This window comes from Aeromonas sp. QDB31 (assembly GCF_027707605.1).
Lineage (GTDB): Bacteria > Pseudomonadota > Gammaproteobacteria > Enterobacterales > Aeromonadaceae > Aeromonas > Aeromonas media.
In genome coordinates this window covers 153,560-172,883 of the sequence record NZ_JAPCIX010000007.1, presented here as the reverse complement: position 1 = coordinate 172,883, position 19,324 = coordinate 153,560, and the positions used below count along the sequence as shown (strand labels likewise).

Below are 19,324 nucleotides of genomic sequence, written 5' to 3'. Positions count from 1 at the left end.
TACGACGGCTATGCACCAAGGTATCTGGTCGACCAATGGAGAACGAAGCATGAGTGACGCAGGAGTGCATAAGGTATTGGTAAGCGCCTGTCTGCTGGGCCAGCCGGTTCGCTACGATGGCCAGAGCAAGGGGATCGTCAGCGACTGGCTGAATGAACTGGGCGCCGAGGGGCGGGTGCTGGCCTTCTGCCCCGAGGTGGCGGGCGGTCTACCGACCCCGCGTCCACCCGCCGAGCGGCAGGGGGAGAGGGTCGTGACCGAGGGCGGGATGGATGTGACGGCGGAGTTCGATCGGGGTGCCCTGCTGGCGCTCGAGCTCTGCCAGCGGCAGGGCATCCGCTTCGCCTTGCTGAAAGAGGGAAGCCCCTCCTGCGGCAGTGGTCGCATCTACAATGGCCGCTTCGAGGGGGTTTCCGTGGCGGGGGAGGGCAAGACCACGGCCCTGCTGCGCCGCCACGGCATTGCCGTGTTCAGCGAGGATCAGCTGCCCGAGCTGGCGTCGGCGCTCTCCCTGGCGGTCAACGACACGGGCGCCTGAGCCTGCTGCCAGCCTTCCAGCACCTCGTCCTTCTCCTGCCAGCGCTGGTTCAGCCACGCCTGGAAGCCGCGCTTGAACTGCTTGTCGTTGAAGTAATCCCCTACCAGCTGCCCGTCCACCGGCAGCTCCTCGATGCGTACCCGGATGCGCTTCATCCGCCCCATCAAAAAGTCCTTGAACGGGGCCTCTGCGTTGTCCGGATAACTGATGGTGACGTTGATCAGACTGTCGAACTGCTCTCCCATGGCCGCCAGGGTGAAGGCCAGCCCCGCCGCCTTGGGGGGCATCAGGTGCTGGTAACGGGAACGGGTCGCCTCTCGTTTTTCCTCGGTGAAGCGGGTCCCCTCAACGAAGTTGATGACGGTGGTGGGGATGTGGCGAAACTTCTCGCAGGCGTGGCGGGTGGTCTCGATATCCTTGCCGCGAAGGTGCGGGTTGCGCAGCAGGAATTCCCGTGAGTAGCGGCGCATAAAGGGCATGTCGAGCCCCCAGCAGGCGAGCCCCAACAACGGGATGTAGATGAGCTCGTGTTTCATGAAAAACTTGGGTACCGGCAGCCGATCACGGAACAGGTGACCCAGCACCACTATGTCGGTCCAGCTCATGTGGTTGCTGATGATGAGGTACCAGCCATCCTTGCGCAGCCGGGTCTCATCCTCAATCTGCCAGTCGATGCGGGTGGTGAGGCTTATCACCAGGGCGTTGCAGGCCAGCCACAGGCGCATGAAGCCATTGTTGAGCCGGCAGCAGGCGCGGCCAAAGGCCGGGATCGGCAGCAGCAGTTTCGCCAGGGAAACCAGCAGGATCAGGCTGGCACACAGGGCGGTGAACAAAATGGTCAGGCTGGTGCTGATGAACAGCACCAGGGGACCCGGGAGCAGGGTTAGCATGGGCGTCGTTTACTGCGTCTTGTCCGCCAGCAGCTGACCCAGGGTCTGGTCCTTCTCACGCCAGATCCCGTTCAGCCACTGTTGAAACTCTTGTTGGAACTCGGGGTCATTGAAGTAATCCCCCACCAGATTGCGTTCGATCGGCAGAAAGCGGACCCGAACCTTGATCTCCTTGACCCGACCGCACATGAAGTCCCAATAACTGGGGATGCCACCCGGATAGGCTATGGTCACATCCACCAGCTTGTGCAGTTGATCCCCCATGGCCGCCAGGGTGAAGGCGATGCCGCCAGCCCTCGGGTGCAGGAGATGGCGATAGGGCGCGCCCTGTTTGTCGTGCTTGTGGGCGGTGAAGCGGGTGCCCTCCACGAAGTTCATCACACTCACCGGAATGTGGCGGAACTTGGCACAGGCCTTCCGTGTCGTTTCTATGTCTTTTCCCTTCAGATGGGGTCGCTTTTCCAGAAGTTTACGGGAATAGCGCCGCATGAAGGGGAAGTCCAGCGCCCACCATGCCAGACCGAGAAAAGGTACCCAAATCAGTTCTTTCTTGAGGAAAAACTTCAGGAAGGGGATTTTCTGATTAAAAATCCGCTGCAGTACCAGTATGTCGACCCAGGATTGATGGTTGGCAATCACCATATACCACTCATTCCGGCGCGCTTTGTCCACTCCGACCACCTCGAAAGGGGTTCTGATGATGGTTTTCTGGATCAGGTTGTTGAAACCTATCCAGCAGCTGGCGCAGCCGTCCAGCAGGGCGTTGCAGAGGGTTCGCCAGCCCTTGAGGGGCAGCAACAGCTTGATGAGACCGAGCAGCAGGATGGGGACAAACCAGAACAGGGTGTTGAAAAAATAGAGCAGGGTCGAGAGGCAGCCGCGCAGCCGCTCTATCAGCTTGTTGTGCATGAATCGGATCCGTTTTCGTGTCTGTGGGTGGTAACCAAGTGGTCAGATCTGTGGCCATAATATCAGCCGTTCCGGCGCTAGACCATGGATGCACCGCACTGACGCCGGGCTGTCCTTGCCATCATGTCGCATTCACTGGCCGCTGCGCAGCCGCGACAGCAGCCTGTCCATGGCGCGATAACCGAGCGCCTCGATAAGATGTTCCTTCTCGATGACGGGGCGCCCCGCCAGATCCGCTATGGTGCGCGACACCCGCAAAATGCGGTGCCAGGCCCGGATGCTGAGCCCCAGCTTCTGGATGGCGTTCTCCAAAAACTCGGCATCTTGTGGCGATAGTCGGCAAATATCCTCTATCTCGCGACTATCCAGCAGGTTGTTGAGCTTGCCATTGCGACTGAGCATTCGTTCGCGCGCCCCTAGCACCCGGTCGCGGATCTGCTGGCTCGACTCCCCCCGCTCCGCCTTGCCAGTCAGGCTCCCCTTGGGCAGCAGCGGTACCTCCACCGTCAGATCGAAACGGTCGAGGAAGGGGCCTGAGAGTTTGCCGAGGTAGCGCAGTATCTGATCCGGGCTGGAGCGGGTCTGGCCGTCCCCATAGTGGCCACAGGGGCTGGGGTTCATGGCGCCCACCAGCTGGAAGCGGGCGGGGAAATCCACCTGGCGGGCGGCCCGGCTGATGGTGATGTGACCCGTCTCCAGCGGCTCTCGCAGGGAGTCGAGCACCTTGCGCTCGAACTCGGGCAGCTCGTCGAGAAACAGCACACCATTGTGGGCCAGGGATATTTCCCCCGGCCGCGGGTGACTGCCACCTCCCACCAGGGCCACCGCCGAGGCGCTGTGGTGGGGCGTGCGGTAGGGCCTGTGATGCCAGTGGCCGGCGCGGGGGGTGAGGCCGCCGATGGAGTGGATGGCGGCGGTCTGCTGCGCCTCCTGTTCGCTCAGCGGCGGCAGTATGCCGGGCAATCGGCTCGCCAGCATGCTCTTGCCGGTGCCGGGCGGGCCGATGAACAGCAGGTTGTGGCTGCCAGCGGCGGCGATCTCCAGCGCCCGCTTGGCCTGGGACTGGCCGATCACATCCTGCAGATCCGGCACATCGGGCAGGGCGTCCGTGGTCTGGGGCTCCGGCAGCGGCAGTTCGTACTGACCCGCCAGCCAGGCGGTGACGGCCAGCAGCTGGTGGGCGGTGCGCACCTCGGCATCCTGGATGAGGGAGGCCTCGGGGCCGTTCTCTCGCGGCACCAGCAGGGTGCGACCCGCATCGCGGCAGGCGAGCACGGCGGGCAGCACCCCGAGCACGGGGCGGATCTCGCCGGTCAGGGCCAACTCCCCTAAAAATTCATGATCGAGCAGGTATGTTGCCGGTATCTGCTTGGATGCGGCGAGAATGCCGATGGCGATGGCCAGATCGAAACGGCCTCCCTCCTTGGGCAGATCGGCGGGGGCCAGATTGACTGTGATGTGCTTGGAGGGGAACTCGAAGTTGCCGTTGAGCAGGGCGCTGCGCACTCTGTCCCGCGACTCTTTCACCGAGGTTTCCGGCAGTCCCACCATGTTGAAGGCGGGCAGTCCGTTGGATAAATGGACTTCCACCGTGACTTGCGGCGCCGCAATTCCCAGGCTGGCACGGCTATAAACCACAGCTAATGACATAAATCCCGTCCTTGGTTTGATGTATGTGCTGGTTAACCGTTTTTTATTAGTTTTTTGTTCCAGAGAGCAGCTTGCAGATCAGTCAAAATCAGAGTCTTGTCAGGTAAAAAATGCTTGCCCAATAAAAATCACCGTGCTAGTTCTAATAGCCATTCGCGGTGCAAACCGCCCCCATTTCACAGGATTTCCGGTTGTAACTATGAACATGGCCTCCCGTTTCGTCAGCATTATTGTGGTCCTAGTGGTGATTATTATCTCACCGCTCGGGGCTCGTTTAGCTGCACGGAACAAGGGATAGACCCACCACCGGACAGAACGAAACAAGCGACCCCCGAGCCTCACGGCCCGGGGGTTTTTTTTCGACCAAAGGACAGGATTTCCACATGAACGGCGCGCAGTTTTTGGTACAGGCTCTCAAGAAACAGGGTGTGACCCAGGTGTTTGGTTACCCGGGCGGAGCCATCATGCCGGTCTATGACGCCCTGTATGACGGTGGACTGGCCCATCAGCTCTGCCGTCACGAGCAGGGGGCTGCCATGGCCGCCGTGGGTTATGCCCGCGCCTCCGGCCAGGTGGGGGTCTGCATCGCCACCTCGGGCCCAGGGGCCACCAACCTGGTGACAGGCCTGGCGGAGGCGCTGCTCGACTCCGTGCCCCTGGTCGCCATCAGCGGTCAGGTCGCCTGCGCCGCCGTCGGTACCGATGCGTTTCAGGAGGTCGATGTACTCGGTATGTCTCTCTCCTGCACCAAGCACTCCTTCATGGTGACGGATCCCGCCGATCTGGGCCGGGTGCTGGCGGAAGCCTTCGCCATCGCCACCGAAGGGCGTCCGGGTCCTGTGCTTATCGACTTTCCCAAAGATGTGCAGCTCGCCGCCGTGCCAACCCAGAGCCCGCTGTTTGCGGTGGAGGAGCCTGAGCCCCTCAATCCGGCCGAGCTGACCCTGGCCCGCACTCTGCTGGCCGCTGCCGAGCGTCCCGTGCTCTACGTCGGGGGCGGTGTGGGCATGGCCAATGCGGAGCCGCAGCTGCGGGACTTTGCCGCCGCCACCGGTATGCCGGCGGTCACCACCCTCAAGGGGATAGGCGCGCTCGATCCCGACAGCCCCGTCTACCTCGGCATGCTCGGCATGCACGGCACCAAGGCCGCCAACTATGCGGTGCAGCAGTGCGATCTGCTGGTGGTGGTGGGTGCCCGTTTCGATGACAGGGTGACCGGCAAGCTGGAGGAGTTCGCCCCCGAGGCCAGGGTGGTCCACCTGGACGTGGATGCCGCCGAGTTCGGCAAGCGCCGCGCCGCCGATGTGGGCATCACCACTGATCTCAAGCGGGTGTTGCCCGCCCTGGCCATGGCGCTGGCGATCGATCCCTGGCGTGAGCACTGCGCCGCCATGGCTCGTGAGTATGCGTTTCGCTACGACCACCCCGGCCAGCCCATCTACGCCCCGGCCCTGCTCAAGCAGCTCTCCGAGCGCTTGCCCGAGACCAGCGTGGTGGCCTGCGACGTGGGTCAGCACCAGATGTGGGTGGCCCAGCACATGCGCTTCACCAGTCCGCGCAATCACCTCTCCAGCGCCGGTCTCGGCACCATGGGCTTCGGCCTGCCCGCCGCCATCGGCGCCAAGATGTCGCGCCCCGATGACGAGGTGGTGCTGGTGAGCGGTGACGGCTCCTTCATGATGAACGTGCAGGAGCTTGGCACCATCCGCCGAGCCCAGCTCAAGGTGAAGATGGTGCTGATCGACAATCAACGTCTCGGCATGGTGCGCCAGTGGCAGGAGCTGTTCTTCGACGGCCGCTACAGCGAGACCATACTCTCCGACAACCCGGATTTCATCGCCCTGGCCGCCGCGTTCGGCATCCCGAGCGAGACCATCACATGCAAGGAGCAGATAGCCGGTGCACTCGATCGCCTGCTGGCGAGCGAGAGCGCCTACCTGCTGCATGTGGCCATTTCAGAGGAAGAAAACGTCTGGCCCCTGGTTCCGCCGGGAGTCGCCAACCACAAGATGATGGAGCAACGCCCATGAAGCAGCACAGCTTTCACCAACCCGGATTTGCGCAGCACACACTGCATATCCACGCCCAGCCGAGACCCGAAGTGATGGAGCGGGTGCTGCGGGTGGTGCGTCACCGTGGCTTCGCCCTCTGCGCTCTGAATATGGAGCAGGATTGCCAACAGCTGCGGATCACGGTTACTGTCGAGTCGGAGCGTCCCATCCAGCAGTTGTGGAGCCAGCTGGTCAAGCTGGTGGATGTCTCCCGGGTCGATGCACTGGAACAGCAACCCCGGATCAGCGCTTAAGGAGCCAAGCCAATGTCACAGCCTTCCCAATCCGCCACTCACCCCCAATACATCTGGTTCAACGGCAAACTGGTGCCCTGGCAGGATGCTCAGGTGCACGTCATGAGCCACGCCCTGCACTACGGCTCCTCGGTGTTCGAGGGGGTGCGCGCCTACGATACCCCCAAGGGCACCTGCATCTTCCGCCTGCAGGAGCACACTCGCCGCCTGTTCGACTCCGCCAAAATCTACTGGATGGACGTTCCCTACAGCGAGTCCGAAGTGAATGAAGCCTGCCGCACCGTGGTGCGCGAGAACGGCCTGAAGAGCGGCTACCTGCGCCCGCTGGCCTTTGTCGGCAACGTGGGGCTGGGGCTGCACCCGCCGCTGGATGCCAAGGCAGATCTCATGGTCGCGGCCCTGCCCTGGGGCGCCTATCTGGGAGAAGAGGGGCTGAAGAACGGAGTGGATGTGTGCGTCACCTCCTGGAGCCGGCTTGCGCCGAACACCATACCTACAGGCGCCAAGGCGGGCGGCAACTACCTGTCGTCCCAGCTGATCAGTCGCGAGGCCAAGCGCAACGGCTTCGCCGAGGGGCTGGCGCTGGACGTGAACGGTTATCTGAGCGAAGGGGCGGGGGAGAACCTGTTCCTGGTGAAGAACGGCGTGCTGTTCACCCCGCCCGCTACCGCCGCCATCCTGCCCGGCATCACCCGTGACACCATCATGACGCTGGCCCGCGATCTGGGTTATGAGGTGCGCGAGCAGGCGCTGCCGCGCGAGGCGCTCTACGTGGCGGACGAGATCTTCATGACGGGGACCGCCGCCGAGGTGACCCCGGTGCGCTCTGTGGATCGGATGAAGGTGGGTTCTGGCAGCCGTGGCCCTGTGACCGAGCAGCTGCAGAACGCCTTCTTCGGCCTGTTCAACGGCAAGACCGAGGACAAGTGGGGCTGGCTGACGCCGGTCAATGACTGATGAGAGAGGGGAGGCGTCACGCCTCCCCGAGTCGCTTCCGATGAAGGCTCCCTCGTGGTGCCTTCATCAGGATCGATTCCCGATCCGCGAATCATACATTCATGTTGAAAGACAATGCGCCCCAGGGGCATTCAGGGAGTAGAAACAATGCCGAAGTTGAGATCCGCCACCACCACCCACGGACGTAACATGGCCGGAGCCCGCGCCCTCTGGCGTGCAACCGGCATGACAGATCAGGATTTCGGCAAGCCCATCATTGCCGTGGTCAACTCCTTCACCCAGTTCGTGCCCGGTCACGTGCACCTCAAGGATCTGGGCCAGCTGGTGGCCCGGGAGATCGAGGCCGCCGGCGGCGTCGCCAAGGAGTTCAACACCATAGCGGTGGATGACGGCATCGCCATGGGCCACGGCGGCATGCTCTATTCCCTGCCGTCCCGGGAACTGATCGCCGACTCGGTGGAGTACATGGTCAACGCCCACTGCGCCGACGCCATGGTCTGCATCTCCAACTGCGACAAGATCACGCCGGGGATGCTGATGGCCGCCCTGCGCATCAACATACCTGTGATCTTCGTCTCCGGCGGCCCCATGGAGGCGGGCAAGACCAAGCTCTCCGATCAGATCATCAAGCTGGATCTGGTGGACGCCATGATCCAGGGCGCCGACCCCAAGGTTTCCGATGCCCAGAGCGATCAGATAGAGCGCAGCGCCTGCCCCACCTGCGGCTCCTGCTCCGGCATGTTCACCGCCAACTCCATGAACTGTCTGACCGAGGCACTCGGCCTCTCCCAGCCGGGCAACGGCTCCATGCTGGCGACCCACGCCGATCGGGAGCAGCTGTTCAAGCTGGCAGGTCAGCGCATCGTCGCTTTGGCCAATCGCTACTACCAGCAGGATGACGAGAGCGCGCTGCCGCGCAACATCGCCACCAAGGCGGCGTTCGAGAACGCCATGGCCCTGGACATCGCCATGGGTGGTTCCACCAATACAGTGCTGCACCTGCTGGCGGCGGCCCAGGAGGCCGGGGTCGACTTCACCATGGCCGACATCGACCGCATGTCCCGCAAGGTGCCTCAGCTGTGCAAGGTGGCCCCGTCCACCCAGAAGTACCACATGGAAGACGTGCACCGCGCTGGTGGTGTGGTCGCCATCCTGGGTCAGCTGGAAAGAGCCGGCCTGGTGCACGGCGATACCCGCAACGTGCTCGGCACCTCCCTGAGCGAGTTGCTGGAGGCCTATGACGTCAGCCGCTGTGACGACAAGGCGGTGCACGACTTCTACCGCGCCGGCCCGGCCGGTATTCGCACCACCAAGGCATTCAGCCAGAACTGCCGCTGGCCGGAGCTGGATCTGGACAGAGCAGAAGGCTGCATCCGCTCCCTGGACAACGCCTACAGCCTGGAAGGGGGGCTGGCGGTGCTCTCCGGCAACCTGGCCCTCAACGGTGCCATCGTCAAGACCGCCGGGGTGGATGATGAGAACCTCTGCTTCCGCGGCCCGGCCCGGGTGTTCGAGAGCCAGGACACTGCGGTCGCCGGCATCCTGGACGGCACAGTGAAAGCGGGTGAAGTTGTGGTGATCCGCTACGAAGGCCCCAAGGGCGGCCCCGGTATGCAGGAGATGCTCTACCCCACCACCTATCTGAAATCCATGGGATTGGGCAAGGCGTGCGCCTTGATCACCGACGGTCGCTTCTCCGGCGGCACCTCTGGCCTCTCCATCGGCCACGTCTCCCCCGAGGCGGCGTCCGGCGGCACCATAGGGCTGGTGGAGGATGGGGACATCATCAACATCGACATTCCGGCCCGCAGCATGGTGCTGGAAGTGGCTGACAGCGTGCTGGCAGCTCGCCGCGCCGCCGTCGAGGCCCGTGGCTGGAAGCCGCTCAATCGCCAGCGTCAGGTCTCCTACGCCCTGCGTGCCTACGCCATGCTCGCCACCAGTGCCGACAAGGGCGCGGTGCGCGATTTAAGCAAGCTGGAGGAGTAAGCCATGGTCTCTGCGGCGGATTATCTACGCAAGGTGCTGCTCTCACCCGTCTACGAGGCGGCGCGGGTGACGCCCTTGCAGACCCTTAAAAAATTATCCGAGCGACTCGGCAACCACGTGGCGCTCAAGCGGGAAGATCTGCAGCCGGTGCACTCCTTCAAGCTGCGGGGTGCCTATCACAAGATCGCCACCCTGAGCGCCGAGCAGAAGTCCCATGGCGTGGTGGCGGCATCGGCCGGCAACCATGCCCAGGGTGTCGCGCTGTCGGCAGCCAAGCTCGGCATCAAGGCGATCATAGTGATGCCCAAGACCACGCCGGACATCAAGATCGACGCGGTACGACGGCTGGGCGGCAACGTCATGCTGTTTGGCAACAGCTTCGACGAGGCCTACGGCGAGAGCCGCCGCCTCGCCGAACTGGAGGGCTACACCCTGATCCCGCCGTTCGACGATGTCGAGGTGATCGCGGGTCAGGGCACCATCGGCAAGGAGCTGCTGGAGCAGGATACCCACCTCACCCACGTCTTCGTACCTGTGGGTGGCGGCGGTCTGGCCGCCGGGGTGGCGGTCTACATCAAGCAACTGCTGCCGGACGTCAAGGTGATCGGGGTGGAGGCGGAAGGCTCAGCCTGCCTCAAGGCCGCCATGGAGGCTGGTGAGCCGGTCAACCTGGAGCGGGTCTCCCTGTTTGCCGACGGGGTGGCGGTCAAGCGCATCGGCGAGGAGACCTTCCGCCTCTGCAACCAGTATCTGGACGAGGTGGTGACCGTCTCCAACGACCAGATCTGTGCGGCGCTGAAAGACATCTTCGACGACTGCCGCGCCATCGCCGAGCCCTCCGGTGCCCTGTCGCTGGCTGGCCTCAAGGCCTATAGCGAACGGGAGCAGGTGAAGGGGGGGCGGATGGCTGCCATCCTGTCCGGCGCCAACGTCAACTTCCACAGCCTTCGCTACGTGTCGGAGCGCTGCGAGATCGGCGAGAAGCGTGAGGGCATGCTGGCGGTGACCATACCCGAGCGCAAGGGGGCCTTCCTCGACTTCTGTCGCCAGCTTGGGCCGCGCATGGTGACCGAGTTCAACTACCGCTACGCGGATGCGGTGCAGGCCTCCCTGTTCGTCTCGGTACGCCTCACCGGCGGCGACGAGGAGCTGGGCCAGATCATCGACCAACTCGGTGGCAACGGTTACCCCGTGGTCAACATGACCGAGAGCGAGCTGGCCAAGAATCACGTGCGTTACATGATTGGCGGCCGTCCGGCGCGGCCCCTCGGCGAGCGGCTTTACAGCTTCAAGTTCCCGGAGCAGCCGGGTGCCCTGATGCGCTTCCTCGAGACCCTGGGCTGTCGCTGGAACATCAGCCTGTTCCACTACCGCAACCACGGCGCCGACTATGGCCGGGTGCTCTGCGCCTTCGAACTGCCGGACGAAGACGTGGCCGCCTTCCACGACTATCTGCACGAGATTGGCTACGGCTGGAAGGAGGTGAGCGACGATCCCGCCTATCGCCTGTTCCTGGCGAGTGGTGATGAACGGATGAAATGATTCAAAGAGGGAAGTGTCAACTTCCCTCTTTGATATTTTCACGAGAGCATTTTTTCAGATGTGCGTCGACTTGGTAGGCTGAATAATTTTATAGAGGCGATGACTATTAGTGCCCCCATAATAGTTGTCGTCGTAATTTCAGTATCGAAAATAATGAAGTCAAAAAACATAGTTAATATTGGCACCAGATAGAAGAGGACGCTGACCTTGCTCGCCGAGTTTCTCTGGATCATATAGAACAACAGTAATACAGCTCCGGTGGAAACGACCACTATCATCCATGACAAGGAGAAGACGAAGTTTGGGCTCCAATTCACATGCCATCCAATGATGAGAGAAGTGGCCACGAAGACGATGGAGGCACAACCATTCTGAAGCATGCCTGACTCCAATGGCGTCATGGGGATCGTCTTCTGGAAGAGAGAGCCTATGCTGATCGCCATTACCGAGAGGATCGCAAAGCTAACCCCCAAGGGAGTAACCTGACTGACATCCTTGGCACCAAAGATTGCAAGTCCCAAGCCTGAGAAGCCGATCAGAAGAATCAGTAGTTTATAGGGTGATGCCTTATCACCACCAAACAAGATAGTTATAATGGGTTGCAAGCCCAGGACAATGGAGACCAGGCCCGGCGAGAGTTCATAACGAATAGACAAGAAATAGAAGGCCTGATAGAAGACTTGCAAGAGGAGACCTGTCACCACCACTTTGGCAAGTATGCTTGGGGTTAATTTTGTTTTGCTCTTTATTTTAAAACAGAGGTAGATCACTCCCATCAGTAGAAATGCACCTGTTGCCCTAAGAGTTAAAAAGGACCACACCGATGCGTTTTCCAATCCCATCTTGACGAAGATAGCACCACTGCTCCACATCAATAAAAATAAGATAGGGGCCAACCGTTCAAGATAGTTCATGCTGTACCATAGACCTGTCATCGACTCATGTTGAAATACGGCTTCATCACCGGATTAGTCATATTTACTCTGCTGTTTTTGGCGCGCACGAAGCACAGCGAAGCCATTATAAATTTATTGGTAAATATCTTTTATAGGCGTATTCCATCAAAAGTCCTTCATCGAAATATGCTAATACTGACAGCATTGTTAATATTTTGATGTTATCCAATTGATCTTTGGGGGTCAAACGGATTTGATTGTGACTGGACAGAGGCAATACAACCATGAGCGAAGGAGGAGACTGCACTCGGCGAATGGGTTCTATTCCCTTGAATATCAGGAAAAAGACTGCCCGGGTCTCAGAATGCAAGCGAGCTCACACTCCCGAGAGTTTTGTCATTTGAGGCTAGTGACAGATGGGATAATCTGAGTATGGGGCTTGGGTTCGGGGCCCCGTCAGGGAAGAGAGGCGCATCCGCGTCATAACAATTCATTGCAGGGGCTCATCCATGAACAGATCTATGCTCGCCGTCCTGATCGGCGCGTTGATGGCAACGGGGACGGTGCAGGCCGCCGCCCAGGACAATACCTGGTATGTCGGTGGCAAGGCTGGCTGGTCCAATTTTTACGGGGTGGATTACGACGATCAGGTCAAGGAGCTGCTCGATGCCTTTGATCCTGGCCAGGACCATAGCGATCTCGGTCTGGGGGCATTCGCCGGCTATCAGGTAAACCGCAACGTGGCCGTCGAGCTCGGCTATGACTGGCTCGGCAAGTATCAGGTCGATCAGCGCTTCAGCAGTAACGGGGTCGAGGCAGGACTGGATGGGGAGGCCAAGGCCCAGATGATCCAGGCCACCATGAAGATCGGCTTCCCGGCGACCGAGGCCCTGGATATCTACGGTCGGCTGGGCGGTGCCTATGCCTGGACCGACAGCTCTATCAGTGCCTGGGCCAACGATGGCACCAGCAACCTCTCGGCATCGGGCGGGGGCAAGTATCACGGTGCCGCCTTTGTGGGGGCATTGGGCATCGAATATGCCATCGACAAGGATTGGGCTGCCCGCCTCGAATACCAGTACACCACGCCGCTCGGCAAGGACTCGCTGGATGAATCCGGCATAGAGCTGGACAACGGCCTGCTGTCTGTCGGCATGCTCTACCGCTTCGGCCAGATCGGCGACGAACCTGTGGTGCCCACACCGGCCCCCGAGCCCGCCCCGGCCCCTGTGCTGGTGGAGAAACAGTTCAGTCTGGATTCGGATGTGCTGTTCGAATTCAACAAGGCAACCCTGAAGCCCGAGGCCAGCCAGGCACTGGATAACCTGTTTGCCCAGATCCTGGCCGCCAATCCGAAGGATGGGGTGGCGACCGTGATCGGCCACACCGACCGCATCGGCTCCGATGCGTACAACCAGTCCCTGTCCGAGCAGCGTGCCCGCAGCGTGGCGGACTATCTCATCGCCAAGGGACTGTTTGCCGACAAGGTGCGCGCCGAGGGGCGTGGTGAATCTTCCCCGGTGACGGGGGGCAGTTGCCCGGATGGTGCCAAGGCGCAGATGATCGCCTGTCTGGCGCCGGATCGCCGGGTCGAGGTGCGGCTGACCGGGGTCTCCCAGGCCGCCGAATAAGCCGGAACAGTCATGGGATAAACACAACGAGGGGGCCTTGGCCCCCTCGTTGTGTTCTGGTTCCCCCTGATCCCCAACCCTTCTGCCGCGAGGGTGAAGGGGGAAAGACCCTAGGCTTGATTAGCCGCAAGGTGGCGTAATCAGACGCGCGATAAGAAAAACGCGGCTGGCGGCTGGTGAGGGTGGCGGTTTAATTCAACTCCGTGGGGTCGATGTCCAGGCTCCAGCGCACCCGCTTGGTCTCCGGCCAGCCGTCCAGCTCCTTCACCGCCCAATCCAGCAGTTGTGCCAGGGGTGCCCGGTTCGGCCCCTGCACCAGCAGCTGCATGCGAAACTTGCCCGCCTTGCGCTCCATGAAGCCGCTGATGGGCCCCAGCACCTGCACCTGGGGATAACGGGCGCTGCGCAGGGTATCGGCGAGACGGGTGAGGAACAGCTGCACCTCGTCACGGCCGTTGGCCTCGGCCCGGAACAGTCCCTGATAGCTGAATGGCGGCAGCCCCAGCAGGCGGCGCTCCTTGAGCGCGGTATCCGCGAAATGGCCGTAACCGTTCTGGGTCAGATCCTGCAGCAGGGCGTGCTCGGGGTGGTGGCTCTGCAACACCACCAGCCCGGGCTTGCTGGCGCGCCCGGCGCGCCCCGCCACCTGGGTGTAGAGCTGGGCCAGCTTCTCGGCGGCGCGAAAATCGGCGGAAAACAGGGCGCCATCCACATCCAGCAGACCCACCAGCGTCACATCCGGGAAGTGGTGGCCCTTGGCCAGCATCTGGGTGCCGATCAGGATCTTGTACTTGCCCGCCTTGATGTCGCCGAGGTGGGTCTCCAGCTCCCCCTTGCGGCGGGTGTTGTCCCGATCGATGCGCACCACAGGGTATTGGGGGAATACCGTGGTGAGCAGCTGCTCCAGCTGCTCGGTACCCACACCGGAGCCGATGAGCTCGTTGCTGCCACACTCGGGGCAGTGATGGGGCAGCGGGCGCACGCTGTCGCAGTGGTGGCAATGCAGTCGCCGCCCGGCCTGATGCCAGGTGTACCAGGCATCGCAGCGCTCGCAGGCGGCGCTCCAGCCGCATTGATGGCAGATGAGGGCGGGTGCATAACCACGGCGGTTGAGAAACAGCATCACCTGATTGCCCGCCGCCAGATGTTCCGCCATCAGCTGCTCCAGCTGGGGGGAAAGCCCGGCCTGCAGCCGCACGCTCTTGATGTCGAGGATCACCTGGCGGGCGGTCTGGGCGTTGCCGGCACGCCGCGTCAGGCTGAGGTGATGATACTTGCCAGTTCTGGCATTGTGCAGGGTCTCCAGCGAGGGGGTGGCCGAGCCAAGCAGGATGGGGATGCCAGCGCGATGGGCCCGCATCACGGCGAGATCCCGCGCGTGGTAGCGAAAACCGTCCTGTTGCTTGAAGGAGCCGTCGTGTTCCTCGTCGATGATGATGATGCCGAGGTTGTGAAACGGGGTGAACACCGCGGAGCGGGTGCCGATCAGGATGGCGGCTCCGCCGTCGCGGCAGGCGAGCCAGGCATCGAGCCGCTCCCTGTCGTTCATGGCGGAGTTCATCGCCACCACGGGCACCTTGAAGCGGCGCCGGAAGCGGTTGATGGTCTGCGGGGTGAGGCCGATCTCCGGCACCATCACCAGGGCCTGCCTGCCCGCCTTGAGCAACGGCTCGAGGATGCTCAGGTAAACCTCGGTCTTGCCGGAGCCCGTGATGCCGTCCAGCAGGAAGGCACCGAACTTGTCGCTCTGGCTGGTGACGGCAGCCACCGCCAGCGCCTGCTCGCCGTTGAGGCGCAACCCCTCGCCAGCGTCAAAATGGGTTGCCCAGTCGCCGTCATGGCTCGGCTCCAGGCTGCGCTTCTCGAGCAGTCCCTTCTTCTCCAGGGCGGTGAGTGCGGCGCTATGGATCTCCTCCTGTTTGAGCGCAGACGGCGTCTGGGGCCCCTTGCGCAGCAGGGCGAGCGCCTGCTGCTGCTTGGCCGCCCGCTTGAGTTCGTTGAGATCGATAGCCATCCCGGCTTCTGTTACAAACCAGAACTCCAGCTCCCGGTAGGCGGCGGGCTCTCCCTTGCGCACCAGCACCGGCAGGGCGTGGGGCAGCACTTCACCCAGCGGATGCTGGTAGTAGCTGGCGCTCCAGGCCATCAGCGCCAGGATATCCGGCCCCAGCACGGGGGATCTATCAAGCACTCGCTTGATGGGCTTGAGCTTGTTGCGCGGCACCTGACTCTCGGTCGGGTGATCCACCACCAGGCCGACCAGGGTCTGGGGACCGAACGGGATCTCGACCCGGCAACCGGGGGCAGGCAAGGGCAAAGGGGAGAGATAGTCGAAGTGACGGCGCAACGGCACCGGGACAGCGACACGAACCAGATCAAGCGTTTGCGATGAATCCACCAAAAGGTTGCCTATTTTTTCTGCGAAGCCACTTGCCTGAACTCAGGCATTTCCTATATTATTCGCAGCCTTTGAAACTGTGTTCAACAATCGTGTGGTGTCCGACAAGAGATCGGATGGCGACACGGCCTATAATCGAGGTTGTCCATGAAAGCTGGTATCCATCCTGACTACGTAGCCATCACCGCCAAGTGCTCTTGCGGTAACGTGATCAACACCTTCTCTACCCTGGGTAAAGATCTGAACCTGGACGTGTGCTCCGAGTGCCACCCGTTCTATACCGGCAAGCAGAAAGAAGTTTCTAGCGGCGGCCGCGTAGACAAGTTCAACAAGCGTTTCGGTGGTCTGACTGCCAAGAAGTAATCTTGCTTCTGAAGAATTCTGAAAAAGGCGCCCATCGGGCGCCTTTTTTGCTTGTTGGCGTTCTGTATTGCCTCGCTTTGCCCTATGGTGGGTGCGAGTCCATGGGGGATGGCAAGGAGTGTCGGAATGCGGAACTGTCTGGTGATGGGGGCGGCGGGTTACATAGGTTCCTATCTGGTACCCCACCTGCAAGGGTTGGGCTACAGGGTGATCGCCGGTGCGCGCCGCCCCTGCCGTCTGCCTGAGGGGGTGGAGTTCCGTCTCGCCGACAGCCTCAAGCCCATCACCCTGCTGCCGGCCCTTGCCGGGGTGGACACCGTCTTCTATCTGGTGCACGCCATGGGGGCAGGCGCCGGTTTTCACCGGTTGGAGCAGCAGGGGGTGAAGAACTTCGCCGCCGCCGCCCGCGCCGCCGGGGTGCGCCGCATCATCTATCTGGGGGCCATACAGCCGATCCCCTGCAACAGCCGCCACCTCAACTCCCGCCGCCACTGCGGCGAGCTGTTTCGAGAGGCGGGTGTACCCACGGTGGAGCTGCGTGCCGGCATCATTATAGGCCCGGGCTCGGCGGCGTTCGAGGTGATGCGGGATCTGGTGTTCAACCTGCCGATGATGGTGACGCCGAAGTGGGTGCGCTCCCGCACGCCCCCCATCGCCCTCTCCAACCTGTTGTACTATCTGGGCGGACTGGTGGAGGCAGACGGGGTGGATGGCCGCATCTTCAACGCGGCGGGCCCCGAGCTGCTCAGCTACCAGCAGCAGTTGCAGAAGTTTGCCGCCCACATCGGCAAACGCTGCCCCATCATCCCCATCCCCTTCCTGAGCCCCCGACTCTCCGCCTGGTGGCTGCAGTTTGCCACCTCGGTGCCCCAACCCATTGCCAAGGCGCTGGTGGGTGGCCTCAAGCACGACATCCCGGCCGATGACGGCCCGCTGCGGGCCTTGCTGCCCCAGCACCTGCTCAGCTTCGACGAAGCGCTGACGGAGAGCCTGGCGCTGGAGCAGAAGCTCGGCGCCGAGCAGCAGGGCCAGGAGACGCCGCTCGGCTTGCGCTGGCGTCACCCCGAGTACGGTTTTTACGACCGTACCGCCAGCGGTGAGGCCGAGTGCCTCGCCTCGCCCGAGGTGGTGTGGCAGGTACTGCAGCAGCTGGGGGGCGAGCAGCGCTACTTCTACATGAACGAGCTGTGGGTGGTGCGCGAATGGATGGATCACCTGATAGGAGGCCCGGCGCTCACCCGGGGCCGCACCAATCCGGATCGTTTCGTGAAGGGGGACATGCTGGACTCCTGGCAGATCCTCGGGGTGGACGAGGGGCGCAGGCTGGATCTGCTGTTCAACATGAAGGCCCCCGGTGTCGGGCGGCTGGAGTTCAACATCCAGCCCCAGGAGTCCGGCCTGACCCGGCTGCGGGTGACCGCCCACTGGCACCCTCAGGGTGCCTGGGGGCTGGCCTACTGGCTCGCCATGCTGCCCTTCCACCTCTTCATCTTCCAGGGGATGACGGAGGCCATCGCCCGTCAGGCGGAGCAGAGGGCCGGTATACCCGTGATGGATTGAAACCATATCTATAACTAAATGGGTATTCATTGTCGGTGATACGTGCTGTTGATTGGCTCATTGGTGGATAACGGCAATACTTTCTACTGTGAAAGCCCGATGGTTTTCTTTATGATCCCGAGCCCTCGCCTGTGGCGAGCCAATGCACCACCACATTCACTTCCGTATCGGGGTCCCCCATGTCCGATCTGCGTCACGATCTTCGTCAACAAGCGCTCGATTACCACGCCCAACCCATTCCCGGCAAGATAGCCATCGCCCTTACCAAACCCGCCGAGACCGCCCGCGATCTGGCGCTGGCCTACAGCCCGGGCGTCGCCGAGCCGGTGCGCGAGATCGCCGCCAACCCGGCCGATGCCTACCGTTACACCGGCAAGGGCAACCTGGTGGCCGTCATCTCCAACGGCACCGCCATCCTGGGGCTGGGCAATCTGGGGCCGTTGGCCTCCAAACCGGTGATGGAGGGCAAGGCCCTGCTGTTCAAGCGTTTCGCCGGCATTGACGCCATCGACATCGAAGTGAAACACGAGACCAGTGCGCAGTTCATCGACACTGTCGCGGCCATCGCCGACACCTTCGGTGGCATCAACCTGGAAGACATCAAGGCCCCCGAGTGCTTCGAGATAGAGCAGGCGCTGATCGAACGCTGCGACATCCCGGTGTTCCACGATGATCAGCACGGCACCGCCATCGTCACCGCCGCCGGCCTGCTCAACGCGCTGGAAGTGCAGGGCAAGCACATCGAACAGAGCCGCATCGTCTGCATGGGCGCCGGTGCCGCCGCCACCGCCTGCATGGACCTGCTGATCAAGTGTGGCGCCGCGCCACACAACATCTTCATGCTGGACCGTCAGGGGGTGATCCACACCGGTCGCACCGATCTCAACCAGTACAAGCAGCGCTTCGCCAACGAGACTCCGCTGCGTACCCTGATGGATGTCATCGACGGGGCGGACGTGTTTGTCGGCGTCTCCGGCCCGGACGTGCTGCCTGCCGAGGCGGTGGCGCTGATGGCCCCCAACCCGGTGATCTTCGCCTGCTCCAACCCGGATCCCGAGATCAAGCCGGCCCTGGCGCACTCGGTACGTAGCGATCTCATCATGGGCACGGGTCGCTCGGACTATCCGAACCAGATCAACAACGTCATCTGCTTCCCCTTCATCTTCCGCGGCGCCCTGGATGCGCGCGCTAGCCGCATCAACGACGCCATGAAGGTAGCGGCGGTGGAGGCCATTCGCGGCCTGGTCAAGGAGCCGGTCCCGGCCGAGGTGCTGACCGCCGCCGGGGTGAGTGAGCTCACCTTCGGCAAGGATTACGTCATTCCCAAGCCGATGGATGCCCGTCTGTTGCCCCGCGTGGCCCGCGCCGTGGCGCTGGCGGCGGTGGCCTCCGGCGTGGCGCGCATCGCACTGCCGGCAGATTACATGCAAGATTGAACCGCCTGAGCACGACAAAAGGGGCCCCATGATGGGGCCCCTTTTCATTGGGAGCTTGTGCGCCTGTTACTTGGTCTTGGGGGCCACTTTCACGGCCGGTGCGGCATGGGTCGCCTTGTGATGCTTTTTCACCACCTTGGTCTGGGTCGCGTGGGGGGCGGCAGCCTTGGTCGGGGTGGCAGCCATGGTGAAGCCGGAGGTCAGGGCGAAGACAGCGGCCAGGCTCAGGGGGATCAGCTTTTTCATATTCCAGTTCCTCG

The 19,324-nt window shown here is 62.3% G+C and carries 16 protein-coding genes; 10 read left to right on the top strand and 6 right to left on the bottom strand.

Annotated elements, in window-relative coordinates:
- Positions 1–49 precede the first annotated feature (49 nt).
- The gene (locus tag PG898_RS10025; protein WP_270823854.1) at positions 50–538 is read left to right on the top strand and encodes a DUF523 domain-containing protein; all 489 of its coding nucleotides are present in this window, start codon (positions 50–52) and stop codon (positions 536–538) included.
- Here the strand turns inward: PG898_RS10025 and PG898_RS10020 are convergent.
- The 3 genes from PG898_RS10020 to PG898_RS10010 all read right to left on the bottom strand — a co-directional run bounded on the left by PG898_RS10020 (position 481) and on the right by PG898_RS10010 (position 3,987).
- Positions 481–1,428 (bottom strand): acyltransferase, encoded by a 948-nt coding sequence (locus PG898_RS10020; RefSeq protein WP_270823855.1) that lies wholly within the window; start codon positions 1,426–1,428, stop codon positions 481–483. The genes PG898_RS10025 and PG898_RS10020 overlap by 58 nt on opposite strands.
- A gap of 9 nt (positions 1,429–1,437) precedes the next feature.
- Positions 1,438–2,337: an acyltransferase gene (locus PG898_RS10015; protein WP_270823856.1), complete on the bottom strand. Its 900-nt coding sequence runs from the start codon at positions 2,335–2,337 to the stop codon at positions 1,438–1,440.
- A 132-nt stretch (positions 2,338–2,469) separates the two neighbouring features.
- Positions 2,470–3,987, bottom strand: a complete 1,518-nt coding sequence (locus tag PG898_RS10010) for a YifB family Mg chelatase-like AAA ATPase (RefSeq protein ID WP_270823857.1) — start codon at positions 3,985–3,987, stop codon at positions 2,470–2,472.
- 383 nt (positions 3,988–4,370) lie between these two features.
- On the opposite strand from PG898_RS10010, the gene ilvG reads away from it, so the two are divergent.
- The 5 genes from ilvG to ilvA all read left to right on the top strand — a co-directional run bounded on the left by ilvG (position 4,371) and on the right by ilvA (position 10,780).
- The gene (ilvG, locus tag PG898_RS10005) at positions 4,371–6,017 is read left to right on the top strand and encodes an acetolactate synthase 2 catalytic subunit (protein ID WP_270823858.1); all 1,647 of its coding nucleotides are present in this window, start codon (positions 4,371–4,373) and stop codon (positions 6,015–6,017) included.
- Positions 6,014–6,292 carry an acetolactate synthase 2 small subunit gene (ilvM, locus tag PG898_RS10000; RefSeq protein WP_043128746.1) on the top strand — a complete coding sequence of 93 codons (279 nt, stop codon included), beginning with the start codon at positions 6,014–6,016 and terminating at the stop codon, positions 6,290–6,292. The genes ilvG and ilvM overlap by 4 nt, the downstream gene beginning before the upstream one ends.
- Positions 6,293–6,304: 12 nt before the next feature.
- Positions 6,305–7,249, top strand: coding sequence for a branched-chain amino acid transaminase (locus PG898_RS09995; RefSeq protein ID WP_270823859.1), 945 nt, complete (start codon positions 6,305–6,307; stop codon positions 7,247–7,249).
- Between the two features lie 147 nt (positions 7,250–7,396).
- Positions 7,397–9,238 (top strand): dihydroxy-acid dehydratase, encoded by a 1,842-nt coding sequence (gene ilvD / locus PG898_RS09990; protein ID WP_042649842.1) that lies wholly within the window; start codon positions 7,397–7,399, stop codon positions 9,236–9,238.
- Between the two features lie 3 nt (positions 9,239–9,241).
- A complete protein-coding gene (ilvA, locus tag PG898_RS09985) occupies positions 9,242–10,780 on the top strand; it encodes a threonine ammonia-lyase, biosynthetic (RefSeq protein ID WP_218410353.1) in 1,539 nt (512 codons plus the stop codon).
- A 38-nt stretch (positions 10,781–10,818) separates the two neighbouring features.
- Here ilvA and PG898_RS09980 read toward each other — a convergent pair whose 3' ends face one another.
- Positions 10,819–11,694, bottom strand: a complete 876-nt coding sequence (locus PG898_RS09980) for a DMT family transporter (RefSeq protein WP_268435472.1) — start codon at positions 11,692–11,694, stop codon at positions 10,819–10,821.
- Between the two features lie 491 nt (positions 11,695–12,185).
- Here PG898_RS09980 and ompA point away from each other — a divergent pair, with 491 nt between their 5' ends.
- Positions 12,186–13,307, top strand: coding sequence for a porin OmpA (ompA, locus tag PG898_RS09975; RefSeq protein ID WP_041206594.1), 1,122 nt, complete (start codon positions 12,186–12,188; stop codon positions 13,305–13,307).
- Between the two features lie 190 nt (positions 13,308–13,497).
- Here ompA and priA read toward each other — a convergent pair whose 3' ends face one another.
- Positions 13,498–15,705, bottom strand: coding sequence for a primosomal protein N' (gene priA, locus PG898_RS09970; protein ID WP_161507727.1), 2,208 nt, complete (start codon positions 15,703–15,705; stop codon positions 13,498–13,500).
- A gap of 147 nt (positions 15,706–15,852) precedes the next feature.
- On the opposite strand from priA, the gene rpmE reads away from it, so the two are divergent.
- The 3 genes from rpmE to PG898_RS09955 all read left to right on the top strand — a co-directional run bounded on the left by rpmE (position 15,853) and on the right by PG898_RS09955 (position 19,064).
- Complete coding sequence (gene rpmE / locus PG898_RS09965; protein WP_041206593.1) at positions 15,853–16,068, top strand: 50S ribosomal protein L31; 216 nt, start codon at positions 15,853–15,855, stop codon at positions 16,066–16,068.
- Positions 16,069–16,194: 126 nt separating this feature from the next.
- On the top strand, positions 16,195–17,628 hold the full coding sequence (locus PG898_RS09960; protein ID WP_270823860.1) for a DUF2867 domain-containing protein: 1,434 nt from the start codon (positions 16,195–16,197) through the stop codon (positions 17,626–17,628).
- Between the two features lie 179 nt (positions 17,629–17,807).
- Positions 17,808–19,064, top strand: a complete 1,257-nt coding sequence (locus PG898_RS09955; RefSeq protein ID WP_161507726.1) for a malic enzyme-like NAD(P)-binding protein — start codon at positions 17,808–17,810, stop codon at positions 19,062–19,064.
- A gap of 66 nt (positions 19,065–19,130) precedes the next feature.
- On the opposite strand, the gene PG898_RS09950 is transcribed toward PG898_RS09955, so the two are convergent.
- Complete coding sequence (locus PG898_RS09950; protein ID WP_042649209.1) at positions 19,131–19,310, bottom strand: hypothetical protein; 180 nt, start codon at positions 19,308–19,310, stop codon at positions 19,131–19,133.
- Positions 19,311–19,324: the final 14 nt, after the last annotated feature.

What these genes read in the sequence shown, in the direction of transcription:
- PG898_RS10025 (WP_270823854.1), top strand. Translation starts at nt 50, where the DNA reads ATGAGTGACGCAGGAGTGCATAAGGTATTGGTAAGCGCCTGTCTGCTG.
- PG898_RS10020 (WP_270823855.1), bottom strand. Translation starts at nt 1,428, where the DNA reads ATGCTAACCCTGCTCCCGGGTCCCCTGGTGCTGTTCATCAGCACCAGC.
- PG898_RS10015 (WP_270823856.1), bottom strand. Translation starts at nt 2,337, where the DNA reads ATGCACAACAAGCTGATAGAGCGGCTGCGCGGCTGCCTCTCGACCCTG.
- PG898_RS10010 (WP_270823857.1), bottom strand. Translation starts at nt 3,987, where the DNA reads ATGTCATTAGCTGTGGTTTATAGCCGTGCCAGCCTGGGAATTGCGGCG.
- ilvG (WP_270823858.1), top strand. Translation starts at nt 4,371, where the DNA reads ATGAACGGCGCGCAGTTTTTGGTACAGGCTCTCAAGAAACAGGGTGTG.
- ilvM (WP_043128746.1), top strand. Translation starts at nt 6,014, where the DNA reads ATGAAGCAGCACAGCTTTCACCAACCCGGATTTGCGCAGCACACACTG.
- PG898_RS09995 (WP_270823859.1), top strand. Translation starts at nt 6,305, where the DNA reads ATGTCACAGCCTTCCCAATCCGCCACTCACCCCCAATACATCTGGTTC.
- ilvD (WP_042649842.1), top strand. Translation starts at nt 7,397, where the DNA reads ATGCCGAAGTTGAGATCCGCCACCACCACCCACGGACGTAACATGGCC.
- ilvA (WP_218410353.1), top strand. Translation starts at nt 9,242, where the DNA reads ATGGTCTCTGCGGCGGATTATCTACGCAAGGTGCTGCTCTCACCCGTC.
- PG898_RS09980 (WP_268435472.1), bottom strand. Translation starts at nt 11,694, where the DNA reads ATGAACTATCTTGAACGGTTGGCCCCTATCTTATTTTTATTGATGTGG.
- ompA (WP_041206594.1), top strand. Translation starts at nt 12,186, where the DNA reads ATGAACAGATCTATGCTCGCCGTCCTGATCGGCGCGTTGATGGCAACG.
- rpmE (WP_041206593.1), top strand. Translation starts at nt 15,853, where the DNA reads ATGAAAGCTGGTATCCATCCTGACTACGTAGCCATCACCGCCAAGTGC.
- PG898_RS09960 (WP_270823860.1), top strand. Translation starts at nt 16,195, where the DNA reads ATGCGGAACTGTCTGGTGATGGGGGCGGCGGGTTACATAGGTTCCTAT.
- PG898_RS09955 (WP_161507726.1), top strand. Translation starts at nt 17,808, where the DNA reads ATGTCCGATCTGCGTCACGATCTTCGTCAACAAGCGCTCGATTACCAC.
- PG898_RS09950 (WP_042649209.1), bottom strand. Translation starts at nt 19,310, where the DNA reads ATGAAAAAGCTGATCCCCCTGAGCCTGGCCGCTGTCTTCGCCCTGACC.